General features: G+C 60.9%; 24 protein-coding genes and 1 pseudogene. 14 read left to right on the top strand and 11 right to left on the bottom strand.

Going from position 1 to position 24,446, the window contains the following annotated elements:
- Nucleotides 1-486 precede the first annotated feature (486 nt).
- From ACQY5P_RS08235 to ACQY5P_RS08215, 5 genes are all read left to right on the top strand, one after another.
- On the top strand, nt 487-1,689 hold the full coding sequence (locus ACQY5P_RS08235; RefSeq protein ID WP_428410260.1) for a dipeptidase: 1,203 nt from the start codon (nt 487-489) through the stop codon (nt 1,687-1,689).
- 65 nt (nt 1,690-1,754) lie between these two features.
- Nucleotides 1,755-2,714 (top strand): metallophosphoesterase, encoded by a 960-nt coding sequence (locus tag ACQY5P_RS08230; RefSeq protein ID WP_428410259.1) that lies wholly within the window; start codon nt 1,755-1,757, stop codon nt 2,712-2,714.
- A 167-nt stretch (nt 2,715-2,881) separates the two neighbouring features.
- The gene (locus ACQY5P_RS08225; RefSeq protein WP_428410258.1) at nt 2,882-3,097 is read left to right on the top strand and encodes a hypothetical protein; all 216 of its coding nucleotides are present in this window, start codon (nt 2,882-2,884) and stop codon (nt 3,095-3,097) included.
- Nucleotides 3,098-3,169: 72 nt separating this feature from the next.
- Nucleotides 3,170-4,051: an SDR family oxidoreductase gene (locus ACQY5P_RS08220; RefSeq protein ID WP_428410257.1), complete on the top strand. Its 882-nt coding sequence runs from the start codon at nt 3,170-3,172 to the stop codon at nt 4,049-4,051.
- A 1-nt stretch (nt 4,052) separates the two neighbouring features.
- A complete protein-coding gene (locus ACQY5P_RS08215; protein ID WP_428410256.1) occupies nt 4,053-4,892 on the top strand; it encodes an MOSC domain-containing protein in 840 nt (279 codons plus the stop codon).
- Between the two features lie 8 nt (nt 4,893-4,900).
- On the opposite strand, the gene ACQY5P_RS08210 is transcribed toward ACQY5P_RS08215, so the two are convergent.
- From ACQY5P_RS08210 to ACQY5P_RS08185, 6 genes and pseudogenes are all read right to left on the bottom strand, one after another.
- Nucleotides 4,901-5,134 (bottom strand): hypothetical protein, encoded by a 234-nt coding sequence (locus ACQY5P_RS08210; protein WP_428410255.1) that lies wholly within the window; start codon nt 5,132-5,134, stop codon nt 4,901-4,903.
- Between the two features lie 74 nt (nt 5,135-5,208).
- The gene (locus ACQY5P_RS08205; RefSeq protein ID WP_428410254.1) at nt 5,209-5,739 is read right to left on the bottom strand and encodes a dihydrofolate reductase family protein; all 531 of its coding nucleotides are present in this window, start codon (nt 5,737-5,739) and stop codon (nt 5,209-5,211) included.
- A gap of 24 nt (nt 5,740-5,763) precedes the next feature.
- Nucleotides 5,764-6,402 (bottom strand): glutathione S-transferase family protein, encoded by a 639-nt coding sequence (locus ACQY5P_RS08200; protein ID WP_428410253.1) that lies wholly within the window; start codon nt 6,400-6,402, stop codon nt 5,764-5,766.
- A pseudogene (locus ACQY5P_RS08195) lies at nt 6,399-6,767 on the bottom strand (SRPBCC family protein); the annotation flags it as partial. The pseudogene ACQY5P_RS08195 and the gene ACQY5P_RS08200, both read right to left, overlap by 4 nt.
- A gap of 101 nt (nt 6,768-6,868) precedes the next feature.
- On the bottom strand, nt 6,869-7,213 hold the full coding sequence (locus ACQY5P_RS08190; protein WP_428410252.1) for an ArsR/SmtB family transcription factor: 345 nt from the start codon (nt 7,211-7,213) through the stop codon (nt 6,869-6,871).
- An 86-nt stretch (nt 7,214-7,299) separates the two neighbouring features.
- A complete protein-coding gene (locus tag ACQY5P_RS08185) occupies nt 7,300-8,766 on the bottom strand; it encodes a M20 family peptidase (protein ID WP_428410251.1) in 1,467 nt (488 codons plus the stop codon).
- A gap of 118 nt (nt 8,767-8,884) precedes the next feature.
- Between ACQY5P_RS08185 and ACQY5P_RS08180 the strand changes: the two genes are divergently transcribed.
- The 4 genes from ACQY5P_RS08180 (at nt 8,885) to ACQY5P_RS08165 (ending at nt 12,975) form a co-directional block, all read left to right on the top strand.
- A complete protein-coding gene (locus tag ACQY5P_RS08180) occupies nt 8,885-9,814 on the top strand; it encodes a histone deacetylase family protein (protein WP_428410250.1) in 930 nt (309 codons plus the stop codon).
- Nucleotides 9,815-9,855: 41 nt separating this feature from the next.
- A complete protein-coding gene (locus tag ACQY5P_RS08175; protein WP_428410249.1) occupies nt 9,856-10,470 on the top strand; it encodes a histidine phosphatase family protein in 615 nt (204 codons plus the stop codon).
- Between the two features lie 24 nt (nt 10,471-10,494).
- Nucleotides 10,495-11,229 carry an HNH endonuclease gene (locus tag ACQY5P_RS08170; RefSeq protein ID WP_428410248.1) on the top strand — a complete coding sequence of 245 codons (735 nt, stop codon included), beginning with the start codon at nt 10,495-10,497 and terminating at the stop codon, nt 11,227-11,229.
- A 150-nt stretch (nt 11,230-11,379) separates the two neighbouring features.
- Nucleotides 11,380-12,975, top strand: coding sequence for an ABC-F family ATP-binding cassette domain-containing protein (locus tag ACQY5P_RS08165; protein WP_428410247.1), 1,596 nt, complete (start codon nt 11,380-11,382; stop codon nt 12,973-12,975).
- A 1-nt stretch (nt 12,976) separates the two neighbouring features.
- On the opposite strand, the gene ACQY5P_RS08160 is transcribed toward ACQY5P_RS08165, so the two are convergent.
- Nucleotides 12,977-14,167 carry an NAD(P)/FAD-dependent oxidoreductase gene (locus tag ACQY5P_RS08160; protein ID WP_428410246.1) on the bottom strand — a complete coding sequence of 397 codons (1,191 nt, stop codon included), beginning with the start codon at nt 14,165-14,167 and terminating at the stop codon, nt 12,977-12,979.
- Nucleotides 14,168-14,259: 92 nt separating this feature from the next.
- Between ACQY5P_RS08160 and ACQY5P_RS08155 the strand changes: the two genes are divergently transcribed.
- Complete coding sequence (locus ACQY5P_RS08155; protein WP_428410245.1) at nt 14,260-14,505, top strand: exodeoxyribonuclease VII small subunit; 246 nt, start codon at nt 14,260-14,262, stop codon at nt 14,503-14,505.
- A gap of 120 nt (nt 14,506-14,625) precedes the next feature.
- On the opposite strand, the gene feoB is transcribed toward ACQY5P_RS08155, so the two are convergent.
- Nucleotides 14,626-16,506 carry a ferrous iron transport protein B gene (gene feoB / locus ACQY5P_RS08150; RefSeq protein ID WP_428410244.1) on the bottom strand — a complete coding sequence of 627 codons (1,881 nt, stop codon included), beginning with the start codon at nt 16,504-16,506 and terminating at the stop codon, nt 14,626-14,628.
- On the bottom strand, nt 16,503-16,736 hold the full coding sequence (locus ACQY5P_RS08145; protein WP_428410243.1) for a FeoA family protein: 234 nt from the start codon (nt 16,734-16,736) through the stop codon (nt 16,503-16,505). Before ACQY5P_RS08145 ends, feoB begins: the two co-directional genes overlap by 4 nt.
- A 303-nt stretch (nt 16,737-17,039) precedes the next feature.
- Between ACQY5P_RS08145 and dxs the strand changes: the two genes are divergently transcribed.
- Both dxs and ACQY5P_RS08135 read left to right on the top strand, forming a co-directional pair.
- Nucleotides 17,040-18,953, top strand: coding sequence for a 1-deoxy-D-xylulose-5-phosphate synthase (gene dxs / locus ACQY5P_RS08140; protein ID WP_428410242.1), 1,914 nt, complete (start codon nt 17,040-17,042; stop codon nt 18,951-18,953).
- A gap of 144 nt (nt 18,954-19,097) precedes the next feature.
- On the top strand, nt 19,098-20,570 hold the full coding sequence (locus ACQY5P_RS08135; RefSeq protein ID WP_428410241.1) for a sodium:solute symporter family transporter: 1,473 nt from the start codon (nt 19,098-19,100) through the stop codon (nt 20,568-20,570).
- A gap of 72 nt (nt 20,571-20,642) precedes the next feature.
- Here the strand turns inward: ACQY5P_RS08135 and ACQY5P_RS08130 are convergent, their stop codons facing one another.
- Both ACQY5P_RS08130 and ACQY5P_RS08125 read right to left on the bottom strand, forming a co-directional pair.
- Complete coding sequence (locus ACQY5P_RS08130) at nt 20,643-21,215, bottom strand: type 1 glutamine amidotransferase domain-containing protein (protein WP_428410240.1); 573 nt, start codon at nt 21,213-21,215, stop codon at nt 20,643-20,645.
- 124 nt (nt 21,216-21,339) lie between these two features.
- The gene (locus ACQY5P_RS08125) at nt 21,340-22,368 is read right to left on the bottom strand and encodes a serine hydrolase domain-containing protein (protein WP_428410239.1); all 1,029 of its coding nucleotides are present in this window, start codon (nt 22,366-22,368) and stop codon (nt 21,340-21,342) included.
- On the opposite strand from ACQY5P_RS08125, the gene ACQY5P_RS08120 reads away from it, so the two are divergent.
- Nucleotides 22,367-23,164 carry a TlyA family RNA methyltransferase gene (locus ACQY5P_RS08120; protein WP_428410237.1) on the top strand — a complete coding sequence of 266 codons (798 nt, stop codon included), beginning with the start codon at nt 22,367-22,369 and terminating at the stop codon, nt 23,162-23,164. The genes ACQY5P_RS08125 and ACQY5P_RS08120 overlap by 2 nt on opposite strands.
- Before the next feature lie 37 nt (nt 23,165-23,201).
- Nucleotides 23,202-24,446 (top strand): class I SAM-dependent RNA methyltransferase, encoded by a 1,245-nt coding sequence (locus ACQY5P_RS08115; protein WP_428410236.1) that lies wholly within the window; start codon nt 23,202-23,204, stop codon nt 24,444-24,446.

Below are 24,446 nucleotides of genomic sequence, written 5' to 3'. Positions count from 1 at the left end.
TCGCTATTGGGCGCAAGGAAATACCGTAAAATAATCTTTATACAGAATAAGTGGACCCTGCGGCGGGCGCATCCGGGTTCGGCGTGCCGAGGGAAGGGCGCACAATTTTAACGCGAATGATCGGCGTCGTTCGCCATGAAAGAGGGTGGCGGCATAATATCCTAACGGATTATTCACCGGGCCTATTTTCCAGTTTGTCGCCTTGATGACATTTTTTGCTCTGCAACACGCATATCTTGGCCGTCGGTTTTCGGGTTGGGGCGCTTTCTATCTCCCCCAGAAGCGTCTTGTCCCGGCGCCATCTCTCCCTGCCGGGGCGGTTTCGGCCAATGGCCCTGCCGCCCCGGCAACATTTACACTAAGTTTTCCACAGAGACCTTCGCGAGTGCGGGAAGGCGTTGATTTGGCGGGCGCATCCTGTCCAAATCAGGACAGACCATTCCCGCGGCGCTGTTCTCGCGCCTCTGCATCCTGAAAGGCCTTCCCATGAAAGCTCTCCCGGTTTTCCTTGCCGCCGCATGCGTATTCGGGGCCTCGCCCGCCGCTTTGGCCGCGCCGTCCGAACGGGCCGTGGAAATCGCGCATAAATATGTCATCGTCGACGGCCATGTGGACGCCCCTTCGACTGTGGCCGAAGCGGGCGCAGATATCGCCACGGGAACGAAGACGGTCGACTTTGATTATGACCGGGCCAAGGCCGGCGGGCTCGACGCGCCTTTCATGTCCATCTATGTCGCAGCGGATTATGAGGAGAAGGGCGGCGCCAAGGCGCGGGCGGATATTCTCATCGGCCTCATGGAAGGCGTCGCGGCGCAGTATCCCGATAAGTACGAAATCGCCTACAGCCCCAAGGACGTGCGCCGGATTTTCGCGGAAGGCAAAATCGCCATGCCGCTCGGCATGGAGAACGGCTCGCCGATCGAAGGCGACCTCCAGAACCTCAAACATTTTTACGACCGCGGCGTGCGCTATGTGACGCTGGCGCATTCGAAATCCAATCACATTTCGGATTCCTCCTATGATGAAAACAAGCGTTGGGATGGGCTTTCGCCCTTCGGTTTCGAGCTCGTGCGCGCCATGAACGATCTTGGGATCATGGTCGATGTCAGCCATTTATCGGATGCGGCGATCGAGGACGTTCTGGCGACGACCCGCGCGCCGGTGATCGCTTCGCACTCTTCCCTTCGCCATTTCACGCCGGACTGGGAGCGCAACCTGTCCGACGATCTCGTCAAAAAGATCGGCCAGAACGGCGGTATCGTGATGATAAATTACGGATCGGCGTTTTTGAACGAACCGGCCAATATCTACAACACGCCGCGCGACGCCGCCCGCAAGGCGGAAGAAGGTAAACTCGGCCGCGCGATGACCGAGGAAGAGGCGTCAGCCTTTAACGCTGCATGGCGCGAAACCCATCCTTATCCTTTCGCGACGTTGGATCAGGTGCTCGATCACATCGACCGTGCGGTGGAGCTCGCCGGGATCGATCATGTGGGGCTCGGCACCGACTATGACGGCGTCGGCGACTCGCTCCCCGTGGATCTGAAAGACGTGTCCTCCTATCCGGTGCTGATCGATGGCCTGCTCGCCCGGGACTATGACGAGACGGCGATCGAAAAAATTCTGGGCGCCAACGCGCTCCGGGTGTGGGAAGAAGTGGAACAGGCGCGCAAGAAGCGAAAATGGTGAGGCCGCCTCGTTTTATGCTTTAAACCGTCACACCGCCGCCGCAGAGGCTTGATACGCAGCGGCGCATGTCCATGCACACGATCTTCGAACTCGCCCGGATCTCGATACCCTATCTGAGCTTTCTCTATTTTCCGGCGGCGATTTTGCTGCTGTGGATGATGGTGAAGACCCGTGGGGCCCTGCGCTTCGGCGCGGCTTCGATTTTCACCGCCCTGACATTGATCGCCTATGGACGCTTTATCGAGCCGCGGCTGCTCGTCACCGCGGAGCACGACATCGCCCTTAAAGGATGCTTTTCGAAAGCTGGCGCGGTGCGGATCGCCGTCTTTTCAGACCTTCACATAAGCCCATATCGCTATGCGGCGCCGGTCGATCGTATTGCAGCAGAGGTTAACGCCGCAAATCCTGACCTTGTTTTCATCGCCGGCGACTTTGTTTCCTATGTGCCGCCGGAGGAATTCGACGAAACATTTTCGGCGCTCGCCGGTATTGAGGCGCCTGTTTACGCAGTGCTGGGAAATCATGATCATGGACTTCCCGGACCTGATGTGGCTGCGCCGCTGCGAGACAGCCTTCAACGGCTTGGCGTTTCAATGATGGACGATAGCGTAGGAGGCATCTCCGGCGCCGGTTTCGATATTGAGTTGGTCGGCATTTCGGATTTATGGGCGCGTAAACAGAAGCTCGATCTTTTGAACGCGGCCGCTGTGAAACCGCGCCTTTTGCTGACTCACAATCCGGAAACCATGGACGTCATTCCCATAGCGCACCGGCCGGACCTTCTGATCGCCGGACATACCCATGGAGGGCAGGTCAATCTGCCGGTTCTTACATGCGGGATCACGTTTGCCTGCCGGGTTGCGAGATATGGCTATCGCGAGTTTGAGGGCGGCGATGTTTTCGTCACATCGGGAACCGGTCAATCAATGCTGCCTGTGCGTTTTCGCGTTCCGCCGCGGATCGACATTCTGAATATTAGATACGCTGAATGTGTGGGCGATCCCACAATGAAGCGCCAAGGATGATGCGCTTTGTCGCGTTTCGAAAATCGATAAAATTTGAATCAACATTGAACAACAATATTTCTTCACATCTCCGGAACCGGTCTTGCCTCGCGCCGTTTAAGGCATCACCTTCGCGCTCACAGCGCGGCGGCGTTCTGCTGAATTCAATATGTTTGAAAGGAGATTTTATGCCTGACGAATCGCGCGGCCTGTCCAATCTTTTGATGATCAAGTCGCATCTCGACTCGCATGGGATCGGTTGCGCGGTCATGAAAGATCACATTGCGATTGGTGCGATGCGCGACGACCATAGTCCGGGCTGTCCTTGCGAGAAAATCACGCGAGTGACGTCGTTCAGAGAAGCCTGTGGCGCCATTGGCTGCGGCTGCGATAAGGGGCGATAAGCCTTACATGCTCAAAATGGTTGCGCCGGGCCGCGGCGGCGCTAGTCTCGCCGCCGAAAACGGAGGCCCGGCATGACCAATCTCAAAAACAAAACGCTTTTCATTACCGGCGCGAGCCGCGGCATTGGCCTTGCGATTGCGCTTCGGGCGGCGAAAGACGGCGCCAATGTCGCGATCGCCGCCAAATCCGCCGAACCCCATAAGCACTTGCCTGGCACGATCTACACGGCCGCCGAGGAAATCGATGCGGCGGGCGGCAAAGCGCTGCCGCTCGTTTGCGACATCAGGCATGAAGATCAGGTCCAGGCGGCTGTGGCGGCTACGGTCGAAAAATTCGGCGGCGTCGATATCTGCATAAACAACGCCTCAGCGATCTCGCTCACAGGCACCGAAGCGACGGAGATGAAGCGCTGGGATTTGATGCATTCCATCAATGCTCGCGGCACCTTTCTGACATCGAAAACCTGCATCCCTCATCTCAAAAAGGCGGAAAATCCGCATGTGCTGATGCTGTCGCCGCCGCTCGACATGTCGCCGAAATGGTTCGCCGGCCATACGGCCTACACCATGGCGAAATACGGCATGTCCATGTGCGTCCTTGGCATGGCGGCGGAATTTAAAAGTGACGGGATCGCCTTCAACGCGCTTTGGCCGCGCACTGCAATCGCCACGGCGGCTGTGAAATTCGCGCTGGGCGGCGATGCGATGATGCAGGCCTCCCGAACGACGGACATTCTCGCCGATGCGGCGCACATGATTTTTACCAAACCCGCGAAAGAGTTCACGGGGAATTTCATCATCGACGACACTTTCCTTTATGAGAATGGCGTAAAGGATTTCGAGAAATATCGTGTCGACCCGTCGAAGCAGCTTGCGCCTGACTTCTTCGTGCCGGATTCCTCGACACCGCCGCCCGGCGTTGCGGAGACCCTGATGAAAGGCATGCTTGGATAGGATGCGGGTTTCCTCGCTCCACATTTATCCAGTGAAGGGCGTGCGCGCTGTCCATCTTGACCGCGCAGAGGTGAAGCCGCGCGGCCTTGAAGGCGACCGGCGCTGGCTGATTACGGATGAGGGTGGCGGTTTCCTCACGCAGCGGACGTGTCCTGCGCTGGCGCGCATCGCCGCAACGCCCATTCCGGAAGGTCTCAATCTTTCTTATGAAGGCGCGTCCTTCGCCGCCGCCCGGCCGGCCAAAGCTTCGCGCCGCTCCGTCAAAATATGGAATGACGAAGTGAACGCCCTGGATGCGGGCGATGACGTGGGCGAATGGCTTTCGGCGGCGCTCGGACGTCCGGCGAGACTGTTTTACATGGATGCTGAGACGGCGCGTACGACCTCGGGCCGGTGGGGGCCGAAGCTGCCGGTGAGTTTCGCTGACTCTTATCCGCTTCTCGTGACGACGACGGCGTCGCTCGAGGCGCTGAACAAGGCGATTGGGGCGGATGGCGGCGAGGCGGTTCCCATGAAGCGGTTCCGGCCGAATATCGTCATCGACGGCGCCGATCCGTGGGCGGAGGATTTCTGGAAGACGATCCGCATCGGCAATGTGACGACCGATCTCGCCAAACCTTGCGACCGCTGCGTGGTGACGACCCTCGATCCTGAAACCGGCATAAAAACCGGACGGGAGCCACTGAAAACGCTTCATAAGATCCGCCGGTCGGCGCATCCGGACCTATCGAATGTCGTTTTGTTCGGCTGGAATTCGGCGCCGCGCGGGGAGGGGGCGATTGCGGTTGGCGACAAAGTCGAAATCGTCGAGGAGCGTCCGGAAGGCTGGCCGCTCGCCTAAGAGTCTTCTTAGTGATGATGGTGATGCGGTTCGATATTGATCTTGCCGCATTTGCCGCATTTGATGACGGCGCCATGGGCGTCGTGATGGCCGACATTGACTAAGAGTTTCGTCTTGCAGCCGCCGCAGCGATAAGTTTCGTCGCCGCCGCCCTCTCGCAGGGGTTTTCCGGCTTTATGCTCCTCGACCTCTGCGCCCTTGGCGCGCTCGGGGTCGATCACGATCATGTCGAATTGCGGCATCAGGGCTCTCCTCGGCTCTTTCGGGAGCTGAAAAGAGCGCATTCCGCCGCCAACCGCAATGGGCCGTTACGCGGTCAGGCGGGAATGTAGGTCAGCCTGATCGCTTTCTCGCCGATTGGATCATGTCCTACGAGGCGCAGCGGCGGCCGCGGTCCGGCGAAGTACGGCGTGCCTTTTCCGAGGACGACGGGGTGAAAGTAGAGCAGATATTCATCGATGAGGCCGGTTTCGGCGAGACTGTGCGCCAGCACTGTCCCGCCGACTTCGATCTCGCCTTTGATCTCGTCCTTCAATTTGCGTATCGCCGTCTCGGCATCGCCGGCGAGGAGCGTGGCGTTAGGGCCGACAGACTTTAAGGTGCGCGATACGACCCATTTCTTCTGGCGGCGCCACGCCTCAGCAAACTCTTTAAGGTCCGGCGTCCATTCAGGATGATCGTCGTCCCAATAACGCATGACTTCATAAAGGCGGCGGCCGTAGATGCTGCCGGTCAGGCTGTGCGCCTGCTCGATGAAATGACGGAAGAGCGCGGGGTCCGGCGCAAACGCGTCATGATCCACATAACCGTCAAGGGAAACGTTCATTCCGAAGATGAGCTTCGCCATAGGGTGATATCTCCGATGCGGAAATCACGCCGCTTCCCGGAAGTCGCCAAGCTGCGCATCAAGAGCGCGTTTGAAGGCGGGCCGGCTCGTACAGCGGTCGATATAGGCGGCGAGGCGCGGGTCGCGCTCGGCGATTTCCGGCATGCCGCGCAAGACAGTCGACATCACCAGATCGCCTGCAGTGAAGATGTCGCCGTCCAGGAATTTCTTGTCGCCTAGATTGTTCGAGAGCGCGTCGAGGCGCTTGTGCATGAACTCGACTGCGCCGGGCCTGCGCAGTTTCGCCCATTCCTCGCCAGCGTAGAACAGATCGATGATGGCGACGTTCGCAATGAACGGCTCTATGGAATTCAACGCCGCGAGCACCCATTGCTGCGCCTTTGCGCGCGCTTTTTTCTCCTTCGGCAAAAGCGCCTCGCAGCGTTCGCCGACATGAAGAACGATGGCGCCGGTTTCGAACATGACAAGCCCGTCTTCTTCAAAAACGGGCACCTGCCCGAAAGGCTGCTTGGCGCGGTAATCGGGCTTGTCCTGGTCGCCCTGTTCGAGAAGACGCGTCTTGTAGGAAAGGCCGGCTTCTTCGAGCGCCCAGCGCACGCGCAGATCCTTCACTTGTCCCTTGGCAAAATCTGGCACCCAGGCGAATGCGGATATGGTAATCATTCGGGTTTCTCCTTTGTTTGTTGTTGTTCAACATATTGTTGTTGCTTGTTGAACGCGCTCGACCATCCGCCCATCTGGCTGTCGCGGCTTTCGGTGTTGAGAATGCCGGCCTGATGGAAGATCTGCTCGGTCTTGCCGCCGATTTCGCGGAAGAGGATGGTGACGAGCTGTTCGACACCGTCCGACGGGCCGCCGCTGTCCCAGATGAAAGTAAAGACGAGACGCGAATTGGGTTCGATCTCTTTGTAAACGCCGCCGAACCAGTTCTCGCCATGTTCGTCTGACCGGATCATGGCGCGATAGGCGCCGCCGACGCGGAAATCCATCTCGACGACAGGACAGTCGAATGTCTCCGGTCCCATCCAGTTTTTGAAATGCTACGGGTCCGACCACATGGAAAAAACCAGATCGGCCGGCGCGTCGAATGTGCGCATGATCAGGAGTTCGTTATCGGCGAGTTGGGCGCTCATTTGGATTTCTCCTTTTTCTTTTTCTGTTTTTGCAGGCGGGCGAGATAGGCGCCCATCTTGTCGAAGCGCTGATCCCAGAAGCGCCGATAGAATTCGAGCCATTCGTCGATGCTTTTGAGCGCGTCCGGCTCAAGCTTGCAGGGCCGCCATTGCGCATCCCGGCCGCGCGAGATGAGGCCGGCGCTTTCGAGCACTTTGAGATGCCGCGATACAGCTGGAAGACTGATGTCGAACGGCTCAGCGATCTCGTTGACCGTCGCTTCCCCTTCGGCGAGGCGCGCAAGGATGGCCCGGCGGGTGGGGTCGGCGAGGGCGGAAAAGGCGGCGGAAAGCGGGTCCATATTTAACCAAGTCTGCAATTAACAGATATGTTAAATAAAGCGCCGGTCAGCGGATTGTCAAGCGGGCGGGCAAAAAAGGATGCGTCTTACGGTGCGCCTGCAGTTTCGCGCAAAAGCGTTTCGTACCATGCGGCGCCGCGGGCGAGATCCTCGATCAGAACGCGCTCGTCATTGCCATGAATGCGCGCAAGATCGTCCGACTGATAAATGAAGGGTGTGAAACGGTAATTGTCATCGGCGAGGCCGATGTAATGGCGCGTATCGGTGCCTTGCAGGGTCAGGAAAGGTGTGGTGGGAACTTCGCCGAAAACCCTCGCGACGGCTTTTTCCATAGCGCGGTAGCCGTCAGAGCTTGTTGAGGCTGACGGGCTCGGCTCGCGTCCTCCGACCGCTTCAACGCTTACGCGTTCATCATCGATCAGCCGGATGGCGCGTTCTTTTACTGCGTCGACATTGTCACGCGGATGAATCCGATAATTCACGAAGGCGGAAGCCCGCTGCGGCAGGACGTTTGTTTTCTCGCCGCCTTCGATAATAGTGGGCGCGGTGGTGGTGTGAAGCACTGCAGCGGTAGACGGATCGTCCGCCAGCTGATCTTTGATGATTGCGCCGGTAAGCCAGAGATTGGCGAGCGCCATACGCTGCAGGAACGGCATTTCCGGCGCAATAGCATGCAGGAAGGAGACGATATTGTCGTCCAGCTCCAGAGGGTAAGGGTTGTCCGTAACGGCGACGACGGCGCGCGCGGCGATGCTGACCGCCGTGTCCTTGCCCGGCGCCGAGGAATGCCCGCCCGGCGCGCTCGCAGTGAAGCGCAAGGTTGTTGAGCCTTTTTCGCCAATGGAAAGCAGCGCGACGGGGGAGGCGACGCCGGGGATCAATCCCTGAACGAGGCCGGAGCCTTCGTCCAGCGTCCATTCGAAATGGACGCCCCGCGAGGTTAGCAGTTTTGCGATCTCGCCGGCGCCGGAAAATCCCCCAAGCTCTTCGTCATGGCCGAACAGGAGATAGATGTCGCGCGAGGGAGCGAAGCCATCGGCGGCGAGTTTTTCCATCGCCTCCATGATCGCGATCAATTGCCCCTTGTTGTCCATGGCCCCGCGGCCCCAGACGGCGCCGTCGGCGATCGCGCCGGAAAACGCCGGCTGGGCCCATAAATTCTCCGTACCCGTCTCAACCGGAACGACGTCAATATGCGCGGTGAGTGCGACGGGCTTTTCAACAGCGCTTGTGCCCGCCCATTTGTAGATCAGCGAATGACCGCCGACGGTTTCGCGGCTCATGACGCCATGCGCCGCCGGATAGGCGCGCGTCAGAAACGCCGCGAAGCCGTCAAAAGCTTCAGCGTCCGGCGGCGTCTGCGTATTCCAGGAGATGGTCTTGAAGCGGATCGCCTCGGAAAGGCGTTCGGCGATGGCGTCGCCGTCATAGGCAGTCGGCGTCTGTGCGGTCCTGTCTCCTGCATCGGGTCCGCCGAGCATGAGCGTGCGGGTAATTACAATGACCGCCACGAGAGCGACAGCGCCTGCGATCCCGAAAGCCAGTTTTTTCATTTTCGCGGCCCCGATTTGCCTTATCGTTTTTATGAAAGATCTCGTTTTCCTGTCGAGCGTAAAAAGCAGCCCTCTCCGCCATTTCCAAGCCGACATCACGCAGATATGATCCCGCACCATGACCACGCTTTTATACACCCACGCCTCTTTCGGCGCCCATGAAGTGCCGCCCGGCCATGTGGAGCATCCCGGCCGTTACGCCGCCGTCGAACAAATGCTGGGGCGAGAAGATTTCGCATCGCTGGAAAGACGCATGCCGCCGCGCGCCAATGCGGAGCAAGTGGAGCGCGTCCACTCAGAGCGCTTCCGCGAACTCGTCGAGGATAACTCTCCGGCCGAAGGGCTGGTGCAGTTCGACGCCGACACCTTTGCGGGACCCCATTCGGTGGACGCGAGCCTCCGCGCCGCTGGGGGCGCCTGCGCGGCGGTGGATGCGCTTTATAAAGGCGAAGCGAAAAACGCCTTCGTCGCCGCGCGTCCGCCGGGCCATCATGCGGAGCCTGAACGCGCCATGGGGTTCTGTCTTTTCAACGGCGCCGCCATCGCCGCGCTACATGCGCGCGCCGCACACGGGGCGAAGCGCGTCGCCGTCGTCGATTTCGACGTGCATCACGGCAACGGAACCGAAGCCGCCTTCTGGCACGATGAAAACGCCTTCTACGCCTCGTCCCACGAATGGCCGCAATATCCGGGAACGGGCCGGGCGTCGGACCGCGGCGCCTTCGACAATATAGCCAATGCGCCGCTCGCCGGCGGGGAGGGGAGCCTCGCTTTCCGCCGCGCCTGGGGCGAGACGCTTTTGCTGGCGCTGTCCGACTTCGGGCCGGATCTCATTGTCATTTCCGCAGGGTTCGACGCCCATCGCGCAGACCCCCTGGGCGGACTTGAGCTGACCGAAGACGATTTTGCCTGGGTGACGCGCGAAATCGCCGCCGTCGCGAGGGACAAGGCCGCCGGACGGCTCGTCTCCATCATGGAGGGCGGCTACGACCTCAAGGCCCTCGCGGCGAGCGCCGCGGCCCATGTTAAAGTCTTGATGGACGTGTAGAAACCGCGCCATAAGGGACGGCGGGGCAAAGCAGTATCGTCATGACCGGCCGCATCATCACCGCACGCCATGGGCGCCCGAACCTCTCGCGCGACGTGACCATCACGGCGCGGGAATATGGCGACTGGTGGGCGCGTTACGATGAAAGCGGCCTCCACCCCGATGAGCGCCCGCCGGACGGCCTGATTGCGCTCGCCCGCGGTGCGAAGACGGTTCTTTCCTCGACTCTGCCGCGCGCCATCGAAACCGCGGCGCAGGCGACCGGCGGGGCGCGCGACGTTCCCGCCGACCCGATGTTCGTGGAAGCGCCCCTGCCGCCGCCGCCCTGGCCCGACTTCATCAGGCTGCGCCCCGGCCAGTGGGGCGTCGTATCGCGCGTCCTCTGGAGCCTCGGCTACGCGCCGCCCGGCGTCGAACATCACCGCGAAACCTGGGGCCGCGTCGCCGAAATCGTCTCCCGCCTCGAGACCCAGGCCGCGAAAGGCGATGTCCTCCTCTGCGCCCATGGCTATCTCAACTGGATGATCGACCGGCGCCTGCGCCGCGAGGGATGGGTCCGCGTCGAACGCGACGGCGGCAACCACTACTGGTCCTGGCGGATTTATGAGCCGGCGGGGGAGAAGCGTCCCGTCGGCGCGGCTGCGGTGGCGGAGTAGGCGGCTCTTACCATTGAGAGAAAAATGGCTGTGGTTAGGCGGCTTTGGAATAGAGAAGAACTCGTTCAGGCGCTTTACCTCTATTGCGTGACCCCGTTCGGACGGCTGCATGCGAGAAATCCAGAGATAATTGCTTTGGCCGAACAGCTCGGCCGTACACCCAATGCCATGGCGCTAAAGCTTGTAAATTTTGCGAGCCTTGATCCTACAATTGCGCGAAAGGGCATGGGTAATGTCAGCAGTTTAGATAAACAGGTATGGGCTGAATTTTTCAATGAAAGGCTAGGGACACTGGCATTTCCTGAAGAACGCCTTTCTGGTTTCTCTGAACAGCATGAGCAAGATTTTATTGCTGAGTTTGCTCCTGGTTTGGAGATCGAAACACGGACTAAGCGCAGAGTGAATCAGGGATTTTTTCGTCGTCTCGTTTTAGCGTCATACGATTCAAAATGTGCGCTATCGGGCATCACTACGCCGGAGTTATTAGTAGCCGGTCACATCGTCCCATGGAGCCACAATGTTGGCTTGCGAACAGATCCTCGAAACGGAATTTGCTTAAACCCACTTTTTGATCGTGCTTTCGATCAAGGGTTGATTGCTATTGATGATGATTACACGGTCTTATTTTCATCTAAATTGCATGAAGAAACTACGGCCAAAATGAAAAGTATAGCGAGCGAAAAACTCGTTTTGCCATCGCGATTTCAACCTCAGCGAGAGCATTTTGAGTATCATCGGGATATGTTATTTCAGCCGTAAGTTCGCCCCCTAAAAAACCCTGCCACGACGACCACTCCCGCTGAAAATTATAGCCGCCGAGCCAGCCGCTGACGTCAGCGGCGCGGAGCCGCAAAAGAGCTCCCAGACTGGCCCCCTTGCCTAATTGCTGCATTGCGGTAAGACCCGCCAATGCTGACGATCACCAATCTCGATTACCGTGTTGAGGCGCGCCCCTTGTTTGAGCGGGCGTCGGCGCAGATTTCGTCCGGCTGGAAGGTCGGGCTGATCGGCCGCAACGGCACGGGCAAGTCCACCCTGTTGCGCCTCATCCGCGAGGAGATCGCCAATCCGGCGGCAGACAGCGTCATCCGCATGAGCGGGCGGGCGCGGCTCGGCTGGGTCGCGCAGGAAGTCGCGGCGACGGACGAGACCATCCTCGAGGTGGTGCTCGCCGCCGATAAGGAACGCCACGCCCTGATGGCGGAGGCGGAGACCGCCGAAGATCCCATGCGGATCGCCGACATTCACACCCGCCTGATCGACATTGACGCCTGGTCGGCGGAGGCGCGGGCGGCGGAAGTGTTGAAGGGCCTCGGCTTTTCCGACGACGATCTTTCGCGCGCAACGCGCGAGTTCTCCGGCGGCTGGCGCATGCGCGCGGCGCTCGCCGGCGTTCTCTTTTCCGAGCCGGACTTGCTGCTCCTCGACGAGCCGACCAACTATCTCGATCTCGAGGGCGCGGCCTGGCTCGAAAGCTACATCAAGAAATATCCGCATACGGTGCTGATCGTCTCTCACGACCGCGAGCTCCTGAACCGCTGCGTCACGCATACGATGGCGCTGGAGCACAAGCAGCTCACCGTCTGCCCCGGCGGTTATGATGCGTGGCTGAAACTGCGGGCGGCGAAACTGGCGCAGCTTGAGAGCCAGCGGTCGAAGCAGGAAGCGGAAAAGGCGCACCTTCAGGCGTTCGTCGACCGCTTCCGCGCCAAGGCGTCGAAAGCGCGCCAGGCGCAATCGCGGGTCAAAAAGCTCGAAAAGATGCAGGACATTTCGATCCCGCTCGCCGAGCGCACGACGCCGTTCCATTTCCCTGCGCCGAAGGACGAGCTGTCGCCGCCGATGCTGCACATCGCTGGCGCTGACCTCGGCTATGGCGAGGATGCGCTGATCCTCTCCGGCGTCGATCTGCGCGTCGATCCGGAAGACCGCATTGCGATCGTCGGCGCCAACGGGCAGGGCAAGACGACGCTGGTGAAGTCGATCGCCGGACGCCTAAAGCTTCTCAGCGGGGACCTGACCGCGCCGCGCTCGATCCGCATCGGCTATTTCTCGCAAGACCAGCTCGATGAACTGACCCTTGGCGACACGGTGCTAGAGCATGTGCGCCGCGCGCTGCCCAAGGACACGCCCGTCGGCAAGCAGCGCGCCAAGGCGGCGCAGATGGGCTTTTCACACGAGAAGGTCGACACCAAGGTCGAGAAACTGTCGGGCGGGGAGAAGGTCCGCCTCCTGCTTGGGCTCATGTCTCTTGACGCGCCGCATATCCTGATCCTCGATGAGCCGACCTCGCATCTCGACATCGACAGCCGCGAGGCGCTGATCTATGCGCTCAACGATTATCCGGGCGCGGTGCTCCTCATTACCCACGACGTGTTCCTCGCCGAAGCGACGGCGGACCAGTTGTGGCTGGTGAAGGACGGCGCCGCGAAACCCTATGACGGCGACCTCGACGACTACCGCGCGCTGATTACGCAGGCGGATAAGCGCCAGAAAGCGGCGTAACTCAAACAACCTGTCCCGCCGCCCAGCCCGATGACCAGGCCCATTGGAAGTTATAGCCGCCGAGCCAGCCGGTGACGTCGACGGCTTCGCCGATGACATAGAGGCCGGGGACGGATTTGACTTCCATGGTTTTCGACGACAGCGCGTCCGTCGAAACGCCGCCGAGGGTCACTTCCGCCGTGCGCCAGCCTTCGGACCCTGCGGGTCTCACCCGCCAGTTCTTTACGGCGGCGGCGAGCGATCTCAATCGCGCATCATTGTAATCGCCGATGCGGCCCGATGCGTTTGCGCCGCCATCTGATTTTTGGGCGACCCAGTCTGCGAGACGCTTCGGCAGGATGTTTGACAACACCGTTTGCGGCGCGAGTTTTCCATTTGTCTGACGCGCGGTTTTGAGGGCCGCGAACATGTCCGTCTCCGGCGCCAAATCCACGGCGATTTCATCTCCCTCGCGCCAGTAGGATGAAATCTGCAAAATCGCCGGGCCCGACAGGCCGCGATGGGTATAGAGCAGCGCCTCGCGAAACTTGGCGCCGTTGCAGGAGACAACCGCCTCCGTGCTGACGCCAGAGAGTGGCGCCGTTTCCTCGAGTGTTCCCGCGGAGAAGGTAAGGGGAACGAGCGCCGGGCGCGGCTCGACGATGTTGAGACCGAATTGCCGCGCGATGCGATAGGCGAAATCCGTCGCGCCCATTTTCGGGATCGACTTGCCGCCCGTTGCAATGACGAGAGACGTTGAGGCGAGAGCGCCGTTGTTTGTCTCAAGCGAAAATCCGTCCGCGGTTTTTTCGACACGTTCGACGAACGTTGAAAGCCGCAGCTCGACGTCGGCCTCGCGCGCGTCATCGAGCAGCATGTCGATGATCTCTTTCGACGAGCCGTCGCAGAAAAGCTGGCCTAGAGTCTTTTCGTGATATTGGATGCCGCGCGCCGCGACCCTGGCGATGAAGTCGGCGGCCGTATAGCGCTTCAGCGCCGAGACGCAGAAATGCGGGTTCGCGGACAGGTAGTGTTTCGGGCCCGCATGGATGTTGGTGAAGTTGCATCGCCCGCCGCCGGAGATGCGGATTTTCTCCGCCGGTTTCGTCGCATGATCGAGGAGCGCCACGCGCCGGCCCCGGCGCCCCGCCTCGATGGCGCACATGAAACCGGCCGCCCCGGCGCCGATGATGATGACGTCGAATTTTTCCACCGGGCCTTCTTATGGCTTCCCGCGGACTGAGCAAGAGGGCAAGCGGGCAGGGGCCGCTTGCCCCGGTCTGCGCAGCCCGCTAAACAGCGCCTATGGCTAAAGCACCCAATGACATCGCCGCACTCTCCTTTGAAAAGGCCCTCGCCGAGCTCGAGGAGATCGTCAGCAAGCTCGAAAGCGGCGGCGCGGCGCTCGAGGAATCCATCGCGCTATACGAACGCGGGGCGGCCCTTAAAGCCCATTGCGAAAAAACGCTGAAATCCGCGCAGGAAAAGATCGAGAAGATCGTTGTGGGTAGCGACGGTAAGCCGAAAGCCGAAAAAGCCAGCTTCGAATAGACAAACGCCTTCGATCCTTCGAGACACAAAAATTCCTTTATCCTGAGGAGGACCAAAGGTCCGTCTCGAAGGACAAAGGAATTTTTGCTCCTCAGGATGAAGGCTTCTGCAATGGGGCGATCAAAGCCCTGCGGCGCGGCTCACCCAGTAGGTGAGGCCCGCGGCGGCGTAAGCCAGCGTGAAAAGATAGATGAGCGCGAAGGCGGGCCATTTCCAGGAGCCGGTCTCGCGCCGCATAGTGGCCAGCGTCGCGAAACATTGCGGCGCGAACACATACCAGGCGAGAAAGGCGAGCGCCGTCGGCAGGCTCCACGCCGATTGCAGGGTTTCGGAGAGGCCTTGCGCATTCTCCGCCCCGCCATGAACGGCGTAGACGGTGCCGAGGGCGCCCACGGCGACTTCGCGCGCCGCCATGCCCGGGACCAGGGCAATGGCGATTTCGAGGTTGAAGCCTATAGGCGCGAGCAAAGGTTCGATGAGGCTTCCGATGCGTCCCGCAAAACTTTCTTTCAAGGTTGTCGCCGACGCAGGATATGCGGCGAGAAACCACAGAATGACCGAGGTGGCGAGGATCACTGTGCCGGCGCGTTTGAGGAAGGCGGAGGCGCGCATCCACAGGCTGATGAAGAAATCCTTCGCATTGGGAAGCTTGTAGGTCGGCAGCTCCATGATCAGCGGTTGCGAGCGCGCTTTCGCAATCGTCCGTTTAAAGAGGAAGGCGATGGCGACCGCGCTGATGATGCCGGTGATGTAGAGCGCGAAAAGAACAAGCCCCTGCAGATTGAACGGGCCGATGCTGTCTTCCGGAATGAACGCGCCGATGATCAGCGCATAAACGGGCAGGCGCGCCGAACAGGTCATCAGCGGCGCGATGAGGATCGTGGTCAGCCGGTCGCGCTCGTTTTCAATGACCCGCGACGCCATGATGCCCGGGATCGCGCAGGCGAAACTCGACAAGAGTGGAATGAACGCTCGGCCATTGAGGCCGAAACGGTGCATTAGCTCGTCCATCAGGAATGCGGCGCGGGCCATATAACCTGACGCTTCGAGCAGCAGGATGAAGGTGAAGAGGATGACGATCTGCGGCAGGAAGACGACGACGCTGCCGACGCCCGCGATGACGCCGTCGACAAGGAGATCGCGCAGCCATCCCGCCGGCATATGCGCGCCAATAAATTCCCCGAGCGCGGCGGCGCCCGCGTCGAGCATGTCCACCGGTCCCGCCGACCATGAGTAGACCATCTGGAACATGAAAAAGAGAATGGCGGCAAGAATGAACGGTCCCGCCACAGGATGCAGCGTTACCCGGTCGATGGCGCGGGTCGCGCGGTTGAAGGGCGGCTCATAGGCGATGGCGGCGGCTGCGATGCGGCGCGCTTCTTTCTGATGGGCGCGGATGTCTTCGGGCGCGGGGAAGGGCCCTTGCGGCGCGGCGATCTCCTCTTGCGCCAGCGCCGCATCGAGCTTCGCCAGCAGCGCCTCTCGTCCAGCCTTGCGCGTCGCATTGGCGGCGACGACGGGAACGCCCAGTTCCTTTTCAAGCCGGCCGATGTCGATGTCGAGACCGTCGCGCGTCGCCAGATCGAACATATTAAGGACGACGATCATCGGCGCGCCGATGGCCCTCAACTGGAGAACGGATTGCAGGTGCGTGCGCAACGTGCCCGCGTCGATCAGCGCGAGGATCAGCTCGGGCGCGGCGCCGTCCTTGCCGAGCACGGTGTCGAGAGCGAGCCGTTCGTCGAGGGAGCGCGGCGACATGCCGTAGAAGCCGGGAAGGTCGATCAGGTCGATCTGACGACCGCCCGGCGTTGTGAACCGGCCGTGGCGCGTCTCCACCGTGGCGCCCGGATAATTGGCGACCTTGGCGCGCCCCCCGGTCAGCCCGTTGAAGAGGGTCGACTTGCCGCAATTGGGCGCCCCGACAAGCGCGACATGTGTGGGCGCGACCCGCGTCGGGGCGGCGCGCGCAGGCGCGAGGTCTGCTTCGGCGCCGGTCATCGGTCGACTTCGACCTCGATGGCGTCAGCCTCATCCGTGCGGAGCGCAATCAAGGTCCGGTTGAGGCGCACGCATATGGGCGTTTTCGCGAGCGGGCCCAGATGGGCGAGTTCGACGGCGTCATCTTCGGCGAACCCAATCTCGCGCAGCTTCGCCTCGATCAGCGGATCGTCACCGCGGATCGCCACCACCCGGCCGGCGGCCCCTTTTTTCATCTGGCTCAGTAGCATAGGCGCTCCGTTGGACGGCCTATGTCGGCTTTTTGAGAATGACTTGCAATAAGCGTTATTGCGTAGGCCCTGCGGCGGATTGGCGGGGAGACGGCGCGTCGATCAGGAACTGGTTTTTCGCCCCGCGCCCATTCGGCAACAACGGCCTTCAAATCGGTGTGGGCTTGCCTTCTTTTCACCATCCCGGGGGTGGAGAAATCCCCTGAAAGCGCTAGAACGGGCGCCTTGCCGCAATGCAGCGCAAAGCGCCCGCTTTACCGGCTCAGGGTATTAAGTGCTGATAATAATAAGAGGGGATTTCCCATGGCTGTAGACACGCCGCTGCTCGATACGGTCAAATTTCCCGCCGATCTCAGAAAGCTCGACAAGAGCCAGCTGCGCCAGTTCGCCGATGAATTGCGCGCGGAAATGATCGACGTGGTGTCGGTGACCGGCGGGCATCTCGGCTCCGGCCTCGGCGTTGTCGAACTGACGACGGCCATTCATTATGTCTTCAACACCCCGGAAGACCGCCTCGTCTGGGACGTGGGCCACCAGTGTTACCCGCACAAGATCATCACCGGCCGCCGCGACCGGATCCGGACACTGCGTCAGGGCGGCGGGCTGTCGGGTTTTACGAAGCGCTCCGAAAGCGAATACGATCCCTTCGGCGCGGCCCACGCCGCGACCTCGATTTCGGCTGCGACCGGTTTCGCTGAAGCGTCGCGTCACCTCAAGAAAGACACGACATCCATCGCCGTCATCGGCGACGGCTCCATGTCCGGCGGCATGGCCTATGAGGGCCTCAACAACGCCGGGCATCTTGGATCGAAGATGGTGGTGATCCTCAACGACAACGACATGTCGATTGCGCCGCCGGTCGGCGCCATGAGCGCCTATCTCGCTCGCGCGTCGTCTTCGGGCGTCTATCAGGGCTTCCGCTCCTTCGGAAAGCAGCTCGCGAAGCGCCTGCCGAAAGCCGTCTACAAACAGCTCGCGAAGGCCGAAGAATATGGCCGCGGCATGTTCACCGGCGGGACCCTCTTTGAAGAGCTAGGCTTTTACTATGTGGGCCCCATCGACGGGCACAATCTCGACCAGCTGGTGCCGGTCCTCGAAAATGTCCGGGACATGGAAGACGGGCCGGTGCTCGTCCATGTAGTGACCCGCAAGGGCGCCGGTTATCCGCCTGCGGAGGAATCCGCCGACAAATATCACGGCGTCGCCAAATTCGACGTCGTCTCCGGCAAGCAGCAAAAAGGCACGCCCAACGCGCCCGCTTACCAAAAAGTCTTTGCAAAGACCCTCATCAAGGAAGCGGAAAAGGACGACCGCATCATCGGCATCACGGCGGCGATGCCGTCCGGCACTTCGCTCGACATGTTCGCCGAAGTGTTCCCGGACCGCTGCTACGATGTCGGCATTGCGGAACAGCATGCCGTGACGTTTGCGGCAGGTCTCGCGGCGGACGGGTTGCGGCCGTTCTGCGCGATTTACTCTACCTTCCTGCAGCGCGCTTACGACTCTGTCGTTCATGACGTCGCAATCCAGAACCTTCCCGTGCGCTTCCCCATGGACCGCGCCGGGCTCGTGGGCGCCGACGGCCAGACGCACGCCGGTTCGTTCGATATCGCTTATCTCGGCTGTCTACCGAACATGGTCATCATGGCGTCGGGCGATGAAGCCGAGCTCGTTCACATGACGGCGACGGCCGCGGCTTACGATGAAGGGCCGATCGCGTTCCGCTATCCGCGCGGCGAGGGCGTCGGCGTCGACATGCCCGAGAACGGCAAGATCCTCGAGATCGGCAAAGGCCGGATCATGCGCGAGGGAACGAAAGTCGCGGTGCTGGCGCTTGGCGGACGTTTGCAGGAAGCCCTCAAGGCCGCGGACATGCTAGAGGCGCAGGGCATCTCCACGACCGTCGCCGATGCGCGTTTTGCGAAACCTCTTGATCACGATCTCATCATGCGCCTCGTGCGCGAGCATGAAGTCGTCATTACCGTCGAAGAGGGCTCGCGCGGCGGCTTCGGCGCCTTCGTGCTGCATTTCCTCGCCGAGACCGGCCTTCTCGACAACGGCGTCAAGATCCGCACCATGCATCTCCCCGATGTGTTCCAAGATCAGGACTCGCCGGCGAAGATGTACGACCAGGCGCGTCTCAACGCCGCCCATATTGTCGAGCGCGCCCGTGAAGCGCTCGGCATGGAATCGAACGTCGTCAATCTGCGCGGCTGAATTCCTGCGCCGCACTTTTTCAACCACTTTTGGCTATAACCCGGCGAGTTTCTGCGCCGGGTTTTCCGTACGCGGTTTTTTTCTTTTCAAGCGCCCCGATTTGCGGCTCAATAGCGCGCTTAGGCAGGCAAAAGGGGCGCCCAGTTGGACGATCTGTCACGAGTTGAGTTGTTGTTTTTTATCGCTGGCTATGTGGCGATCCAGATCGCCATCGGCTTGTGGTTTGCGCGGGGGACCAAGAGCGATACCGATTACTATATCGCCGGCGGGCGGCTCGGTTATTTCCCCATCACCCTGTCTCTTTTCGCCACCTGGTTCGGGGCGGAAACGATCCTCGGCTCTTCCGCAGCGGTGGCCGAAGGGGGGCTTTCCGGCGCCCGCGCCGAGCCTTTCGGCTACGCCATTTGTCTCGTAGCGACGGCCCTTTTCGTCGCAGGCAAGATCCGCAGCCACGGCTATGTCACGATCGCGGATTTTTTCCGCGACCGCTTCGGCAAGCATGCGGAGTTCGTGACGGCCATCGTGCTCGTCGTCATTTCGGTGATCTGGGCCGGGGCGCAGCTGCTAGCGATCGCCGCGATCCTTGAGACCACATTGGGACTGCCCGGCGTCGTCACGCTCTTCGCCGCCGCCGGCATCGTCGTTTTCTACTCCATGTTCGCCGGTCTCATCGGGGATGTGGTGACCGACGTTATTCAGGGGCTGTTCCTGATGGGGGGCGTCATCATCCTGTTCCTCGCCATCATTCACCAGTTCGGCGGTTTCGGCGCCATGCTGTCGGTGATCCAATCCGACCAGCTTCGTCTCATCGCGCCGGGCGAGTCGCTCTTCACCCGCGCCGACGCCTGGGCGATCCCGGTGATCGGCAGCCTCGTCACGCAGGAAATCATCACCCGTTTTCTCGCAGCGAAGTCGACCGCTGTCGCCAGGCGGGCCGCGTTCACGGCAGCCGGTCTTTATATCGGGATCGGCATGATGCCGGTGCTGATCGGCCTTTCCGGCGCGCATCTCGACGTGGCGGGCGCCGTTGGAGACAATTTCATCCCTGCGATGGCGCTTGAGTTCCTGCCGCCCGTACTTGCGATCGTCTTTGTGGGCGCGCTCTTCTCCGCCATTCTGTCGACAGTCGATTCCAACCTGCTTGCGGTGTCGTCGCTCATATCCATCAACATTCTGAAAAAGCTGCATGCCCGGTCGAGCGAGCAGCGCCAATTGATGATAGCGCGCCTCGGCACGGCCTTCGCCGGCGTCGGCGCGCTCGCCGTGGCGCTGAGCGGTTCCAATATTTATGAACTGATTGCGATGACCTCGGTCTTCGGGCAGGGCGCCATTGTCGTTGCTACGCTGATCGGCCTCCGGACGCGTTTCGGCGGCCCGGCGGCGGGACTCGCCTGCGTCTACACTTGCGTTGCGTTCAATCTCGCGACGCTTCTCATTCTCCCGATTCTGGATGCGATGAGCGGCGGCATGGCGATTGGTCCCGCCTTGCAGGCGGTGCTCGCCGGCGATGTGGAGCCTATCGACGGCTATTTCATCTATTCCGTGGTTGCAGCGCTCGCAGCCTATGTGATTGCCGGGCTTCTGGAAAACCTGTTTCTAACGCGGGCGAGTAAATAAACAGCAGGCGAAAGCCCCGCTGCCGGAGCGGGGCTTTGCCGATGCTGCGCTTTCGAGGGAACGACAGAAGGATTACGCAGCGATCGATTTCTTCTGGCCTTTGTGCTTTCCTTCGCAAAACTCTTCGATAATTTTTTTGTTGAAGGCGGGCAGGTCGTCCGGCTTGCGGCTGGTGACGAGGCCGTTGTCGACGATGACTTCTTCGTCGCTCACCTCGGCGCCCGCGTTTTTGAGATCGGGCTGTATGGCTTCGAAGCCGGTCATCTTGCGGCCTTTGACGACTTCGGCGGTAATCAGCACCTGCGGTCCGTGACAGATTGCGGCGACAGGCAGCTTTTTCGCGAAAGCGCCGCGCACAAAGGCGATGACTTTTTCGTCGCGGCGCAGGGCGTCCGGATTGAAAAGGCCGCCGGGAATGACGACGCCGTCATAGTCATTAATATCGGCATGCGCGATTTCCTTGTCGACCTTGATCGATTTGCCGCGCTCCATATGTTTGAACCCGGCGATCTCGCCGCTCTTGATTGAAATGATCTCGATCTCCGCGCCTTCTTCTTTCAGCGCTTCCAGCGGGGAAAAAAGTTCGGATTCCTCAAACCCGTCGGCGGCGACGATGGCGATCTTTTTGTTCTTGAGTTTGGACATGTGAGATCTCCTTTCTTTCAAATTTTCTTTGCCGTTTATGTAAAAGGAAACACCGGCCTCTGAGGGCCGTTCCAGAATTATCCGGGATAAATTTTACCGTCGGCGCAAGGGCGCAAGGCGCGGATTACGGCTTCATAAATTCGAGCAGGAATTCGACGTCGGAATAAGCGCCGCCGCGGCGGCGCTGGGCGAATTTGCGTTCGATGACCCGCGGATATTGCCGCACAATCACCACCTCCATTGAAGGAATAATATAAAGGCGCTGCCCGCCGGCGCCGGCCGCCATGAAAAGATCGCCGGGCAATTCATCGTGGCGCGGATGGGTGAAAAGGTCCGAAGCCACCGTCATGGTCCGCGAGGCGTCGAGCACGTCCGCGCTGGGTTCTTCGTTGAGCCACCAGGTGAGGCCATAGGCGGCGTTGACGCCAGAGCCGGTGAAATTCTCCGCCAGCGCTGACGGATCGACAAGCTGCATGCCTTTCCAGTTTCCGCCTTGCAGGATGAGCTGACCGAAGCGCGCCCATTCCCGCGCGGTGAGGTCGGCTCCTGACGGAAGGGTCGGATAGCCCCCGCGCTCGTTCCATTGCGCCGGATGAATGTCGAGCGGGTCGAGAATGCGCGCCTGCAGATAGTCGACCGCGTCGGCGTATTTTCCGCCTTCAACATTCTGCAGCTTGCGGCGCATGATCTCGCCGAAGATCTGGAAATTGACGGGCCCATATTCAAAATAGGTTCCCGGCGCATGGGTCATGGGCCGCGCAATCGCCTCCGCATAGCTTGGCGGCCGGAATACGCCGCCGCCCTCCACGCCGCTGGTCAAGGTCAGAAGATGCCGGATAGTGATTTGCGATTTCTGCGGATCGTCGCGCCACTCGCTCAGCGTATCCGCGGCGCGCTCGTCAAGGGAGAGGAAACCGTCCATCACCGCAGCGGCGGCGATGGCGCCTGAAAAACTCTTCGTGCCGCTGGCGAGTTCGTAGGCTTTGTCGCGGCCGCCCTTGTTCGGGTAATCTTCAAAGGCAAGTCGGCCGCCTTTCATGACCACCATGGAAACGCCGCCCTTTTCGGCGTTGTAGCTGGCGGCGTCCCGTTCATCTGCATGAGCGGGCGCTGCGGAGAGGGCGGCGATGCCGGCGAAGAGGGCGAAACGCATGGGGGTCTCTCCTTGGCGATGGGTCGAACCCTCTTTATACGAAGGACCGTCCCCGTTTCCGTCGGAAAAAATGCGCCTCGATCACTATCTCGTCCAGTCAGGGTTAATGGAAAGCCGCGCCCGTGCGCAGGAAGCGATCGCCGCCGGCCATGTGACGGTTAATGGCGCCGTGGCGGCGAAACCCGCGCAGAAAGTCAGCGAGAGCGATGACGTCGCCATCTCCGGCGAGGTTCCCCCTTATGTCTCCCGCGGCGGGATGAAGCTCGAAGCCGCGTTGCGCGCGATGGAGATAAACCCTTCCGGAAAAATCTGTCTCGATCTCGGCGCGTCAACCGGCGGTTTCACCGATGTCCTGTTGCGCGCCGGCGCGGTGAAAGTCTATGCCGTCGATGTGGGGCAGGGACAGCTGCACGAAAAAATCGCCGGCGATCCGCGCGTGGTTAATCTTGAGAAGACTCATGCGAAGGATCTGAACAGGGAGCTCGTTCCCGATCCGTTGGCAGTGATTGTCTGCGACGTCAGCTTCATCAGCCTGAAGAAGGCGCTGCCTTTCGCGCTGGCGCTGGCGGCCCCCGGATGTCAGGTGGCGGCGCTCGTCAAACCGCAATTTGAAGTCGGGCGCGAGGGTATCGGCAAGGGCGGTCTGGTGAAAGATGGATTGGCCGAGCCATGCGCGCGCGATATCGCGCATTGGATCGAAGCGCAGGGCTGGACCGTCGCCGGTCTCATAGACAGCCCCATCCTAGGCGGCGACGGCAACAGGGAATTCCTCATTGGCGCAACGAAGAAAGCATAGGAAATCACACAGCCCGCGCGCGAAGAAAGAACTTCCGTTGAAGCGTGCGGACGGGCGCATCGAATACATTGGCGCGCAAGGTGACGGTGTCGCTGTCATAGCGGGAGACCGCGTCTTTATTCCATACACTGCGCCGGATGACGTGGTGGAGATCGATTATCGGGGTCATTTCGGCAAGCTGCGACAGGTGCTCGAGAAAAGCGATGTGCGTGCGGAGCCCCCATGCCTCTATTTCGGCGAGTGCGGCGGCTGCGCTCTTCAACATGTGAATGCGGAGTTTTATTGGGCCTGGAAGCGCAGCCTCGTCGTGGATGCGCTGGGGCGGGAAGGCTTCGACGAGGCCATTGTATCGCCGCTTTATGCTTGCGCGCCCGCCAGCCGCCGCCGCGCGGTCTTCGCTGTGCGGCGCACTGCTGCGGGACTGGTGTTCGGTTTCAACGAGCGTGCGTCGTCGCACATTGTCGCCATTGATGAGTGCCTTGTGCTGGCGCCGAAGCTCGCCGACGCGCTCCCCCATCTGCGCGCCCTTGCGGAAGCAGCGCCGAAGCGATGGCGCAGCTTCGATCTTCACGTCACCTTGTGCGACAACGGTCTCGACGTTGCCTTTACGGGCGGGGATGCGTCAGACGATATCGACGGGCCGGAGATCATGGCGCTGACCGAGGCGGCTCGTGTCACCGGCATCATCCGCGTGACCGCCGATGGCGCGCCGGTGGTCATGTTTGAGGCGCCGGTTGTTCGTTTCGGCGATGTCCCGGTCGCAATTCCTCCCGGCGGATTTCTCCAAGCGAGCGCAGAAGGAGAGGCGGCGCTGACGGAGTTCGTTATGCGTCACGCGAAGGGCGCGAAACGTATCGCCGACCTCTTTTCGGGCTGCGGGACATTTTCGTTGCCGCTGGCGCAACAGGCGGCGGTCGATGCGTTCGATTCCGATGCGCCGGCGGTGGCGGCGCTGGATGCGGCCGCGCGGGCCGCAGGGTTTCGTCATCCGGTAAGGGCGGAACGGCGCAACCTCTTCGAGCGTCCGTTAAGCGCCGAAGAATTAAAGCCTTATGACGCCGTCGTCTTCGATCCGCCGCGCGCGGGGGCGAGCGCCCAGGCAGAACAGATTGCGCAGTCTTCCGTCCCGGTGGTCATCGGCGTCTCCTGCAATCCTGGTACTTTCGCCCGCGATGCGGCGATGTTGCGCGAGGGCGGCTACAGCCTGTCGCAGCTTTTGCCCGTTGATCAGTTTGTGTTCTCGGCCCATGTTGAACTCGCCGGGCTTTTCACGAAGGAGTGA

The sequence above is a fragment of the Hyphococcus sp. genome, assembly GCF_965267305.1.
In the GTDB taxonomy this organism is placed as follows: Bacteria; Pseudomonadota; Alphaproteobacteria; order Caulobacterales; family Parvularculaceae; genus Hyphococcus.
This window is presented reverse-complemented; position numbering and strand designations above follow the sequence as displayed.

What these genes read in the sequence shown, in the direction of transcription:
- ACQY5P_RS08235 (WP_428410260.1), top strand. Translation starts at nt 487, where the DNA reads ATGAAAGCTCTCCCGGTTTTCCTTGCCGCCGCATGCGTATTCGGGGCC.
- ACQY5P_RS08230 (WP_428410259.1), top strand. Translation starts at nt 1,755, where the DNA reads ATGTCCATGCACACGATCTTCGAACTCGCCCGGATCTCGATACCCTAT.
- ACQY5P_RS08225 (WP_428410258.1), top strand. Translation starts at nt 2,882, where the DNA reads ATGCCTGACGAATCGCGCGGCCTGTCCAATCTTTTGATGATCAAGTCG.
- ACQY5P_RS08220 (WP_428410257.1), top strand. Translation starts at nt 3,170, where the DNA reads ATGACCAATCTCAAAAACAAAACGCTTTTCATTACCGGCGCGAGCCGC.
- ACQY5P_RS08215 (WP_428410256.1), top strand. Translation starts at nt 4,053, where the DNA reads ATGCGGGTTTCCTCGCTCCACATTTATCCAGTGAAGGGCGTGCGCGCT.
- ACQY5P_RS08210 (WP_428410255.1), bottom strand. Translation starts at nt 5,134, where the DNA reads ATGCCGCAATTCGACATGATCGTGATCGACCCCGAGCGCGCCAAGGGC.
- ACQY5P_RS08205 (WP_428410254.1), bottom strand. Translation starts at nt 5,739, where the DNA reads ATGGCGAAGCTCATCTTCGGAATGAACGTTTCCCTTGACGGTTATGTG.
- ACQY5P_RS08200 (WP_428410253.1), bottom strand. Translation starts at nt 6,402, where the DNA reads ATGATTACCATATCCGCATTCGCCTGGGTGCCAGATTTTGCCAAGGGA.
- ACQY5P_RS08190 (WP_428410252.1), bottom strand. Translation starts at nt 7,213, where the DNA reads ATGGACCCGCTTTCCGCCGCCTTTTCCGCCCTCGCCGACCCCACCCGC.
- ACQY5P_RS08185 (WP_428410251.1), bottom strand. Translation starts at nt 8,766, where the DNA reads ATGAAAAAACTGGCTTTCGGGATCGCAGGCGCTGTCGCTCTCGTGGCG.
- ACQY5P_RS08180 (WP_428410250.1), top strand. Translation starts at nt 8,885, where the DNA reads ATGACCACGCTTTTATACACCCACGCCTCTTTCGGCGCCCATGAAGTG.
- ACQY5P_RS08175 (WP_428410249.1), top strand. Translation starts at nt 9,856, where the DNA reads ATGACCGGCCGCATCATCACCGCACGCCATGGGCGCCCGAACCTCTCG.
- ACQY5P_RS08170 (WP_428410248.1), top strand. Translation starts at nt 10,495, where the DNA reads ATGGCTGTGGTTAGGCGGCTTTGGAATAGAGAAGAACTCGTTCAGGCG.
- ACQY5P_RS08165 (WP_428410247.1), top strand. Translation starts at nt 11,380, where the DNA reads ATGCTGACGATCACCAATCTCGATTACCGTGTTGAGGCGCGCCCCTTG.
- ACQY5P_RS08155 (WP_428410245.1), top strand. Translation starts at nt 14,260, where the DNA reads ATGGCTAAAGCACCCAATGACATCGCCGCACTCTCCTTTGAAAAGGCC.
- feoB (WP_428410244.1), bottom strand. Translation starts at nt 16,506, where the DNA reads ATGACCGGCGCCGAAGCAGACCTCGCGCCTGCGCGCGCCGCCCCGACG.
- ACQY5P_RS08145 (WP_428410243.1), bottom strand. Translation starts at nt 16,736, where the DNA reads ATGCTACTGAGCCAGATGAAAAAAGGGGCCGCCGGCCGGGTGGTGGCG.
- dxs (WP_428410242.1), top strand. Translation starts at nt 17,040, where the DNA reads ATGGCTGTAGACACGCCGCTGCTCGATACGGTCAAATTTCCCGCCGAT.
- ACQY5P_RS08130 (WP_428410240.1), bottom strand. Translation starts at nt 21,215, where the DNA reads ATGTCCAAACTCAAGAACAAAAAGATCGCCATCGTCGCCGCCGACGGG.
- ACQY5P_RS08120 (WP_428410237.1), top strand. Translation starts at nt 22,367, where the DNA reads ATGGGGGTCTCTCCTTGGCGATGGGTCGAACCCTCTTTATACGAAGGA.
- ACQY5P_RS08125 (WP_428410239.1), bottom strand. Translation starts at nt 22,368, where the DNA reads ATGCGTTTCGCCCTCTTCGCCGGCATCGCCGCCCTCTCCGCAGCGCCC.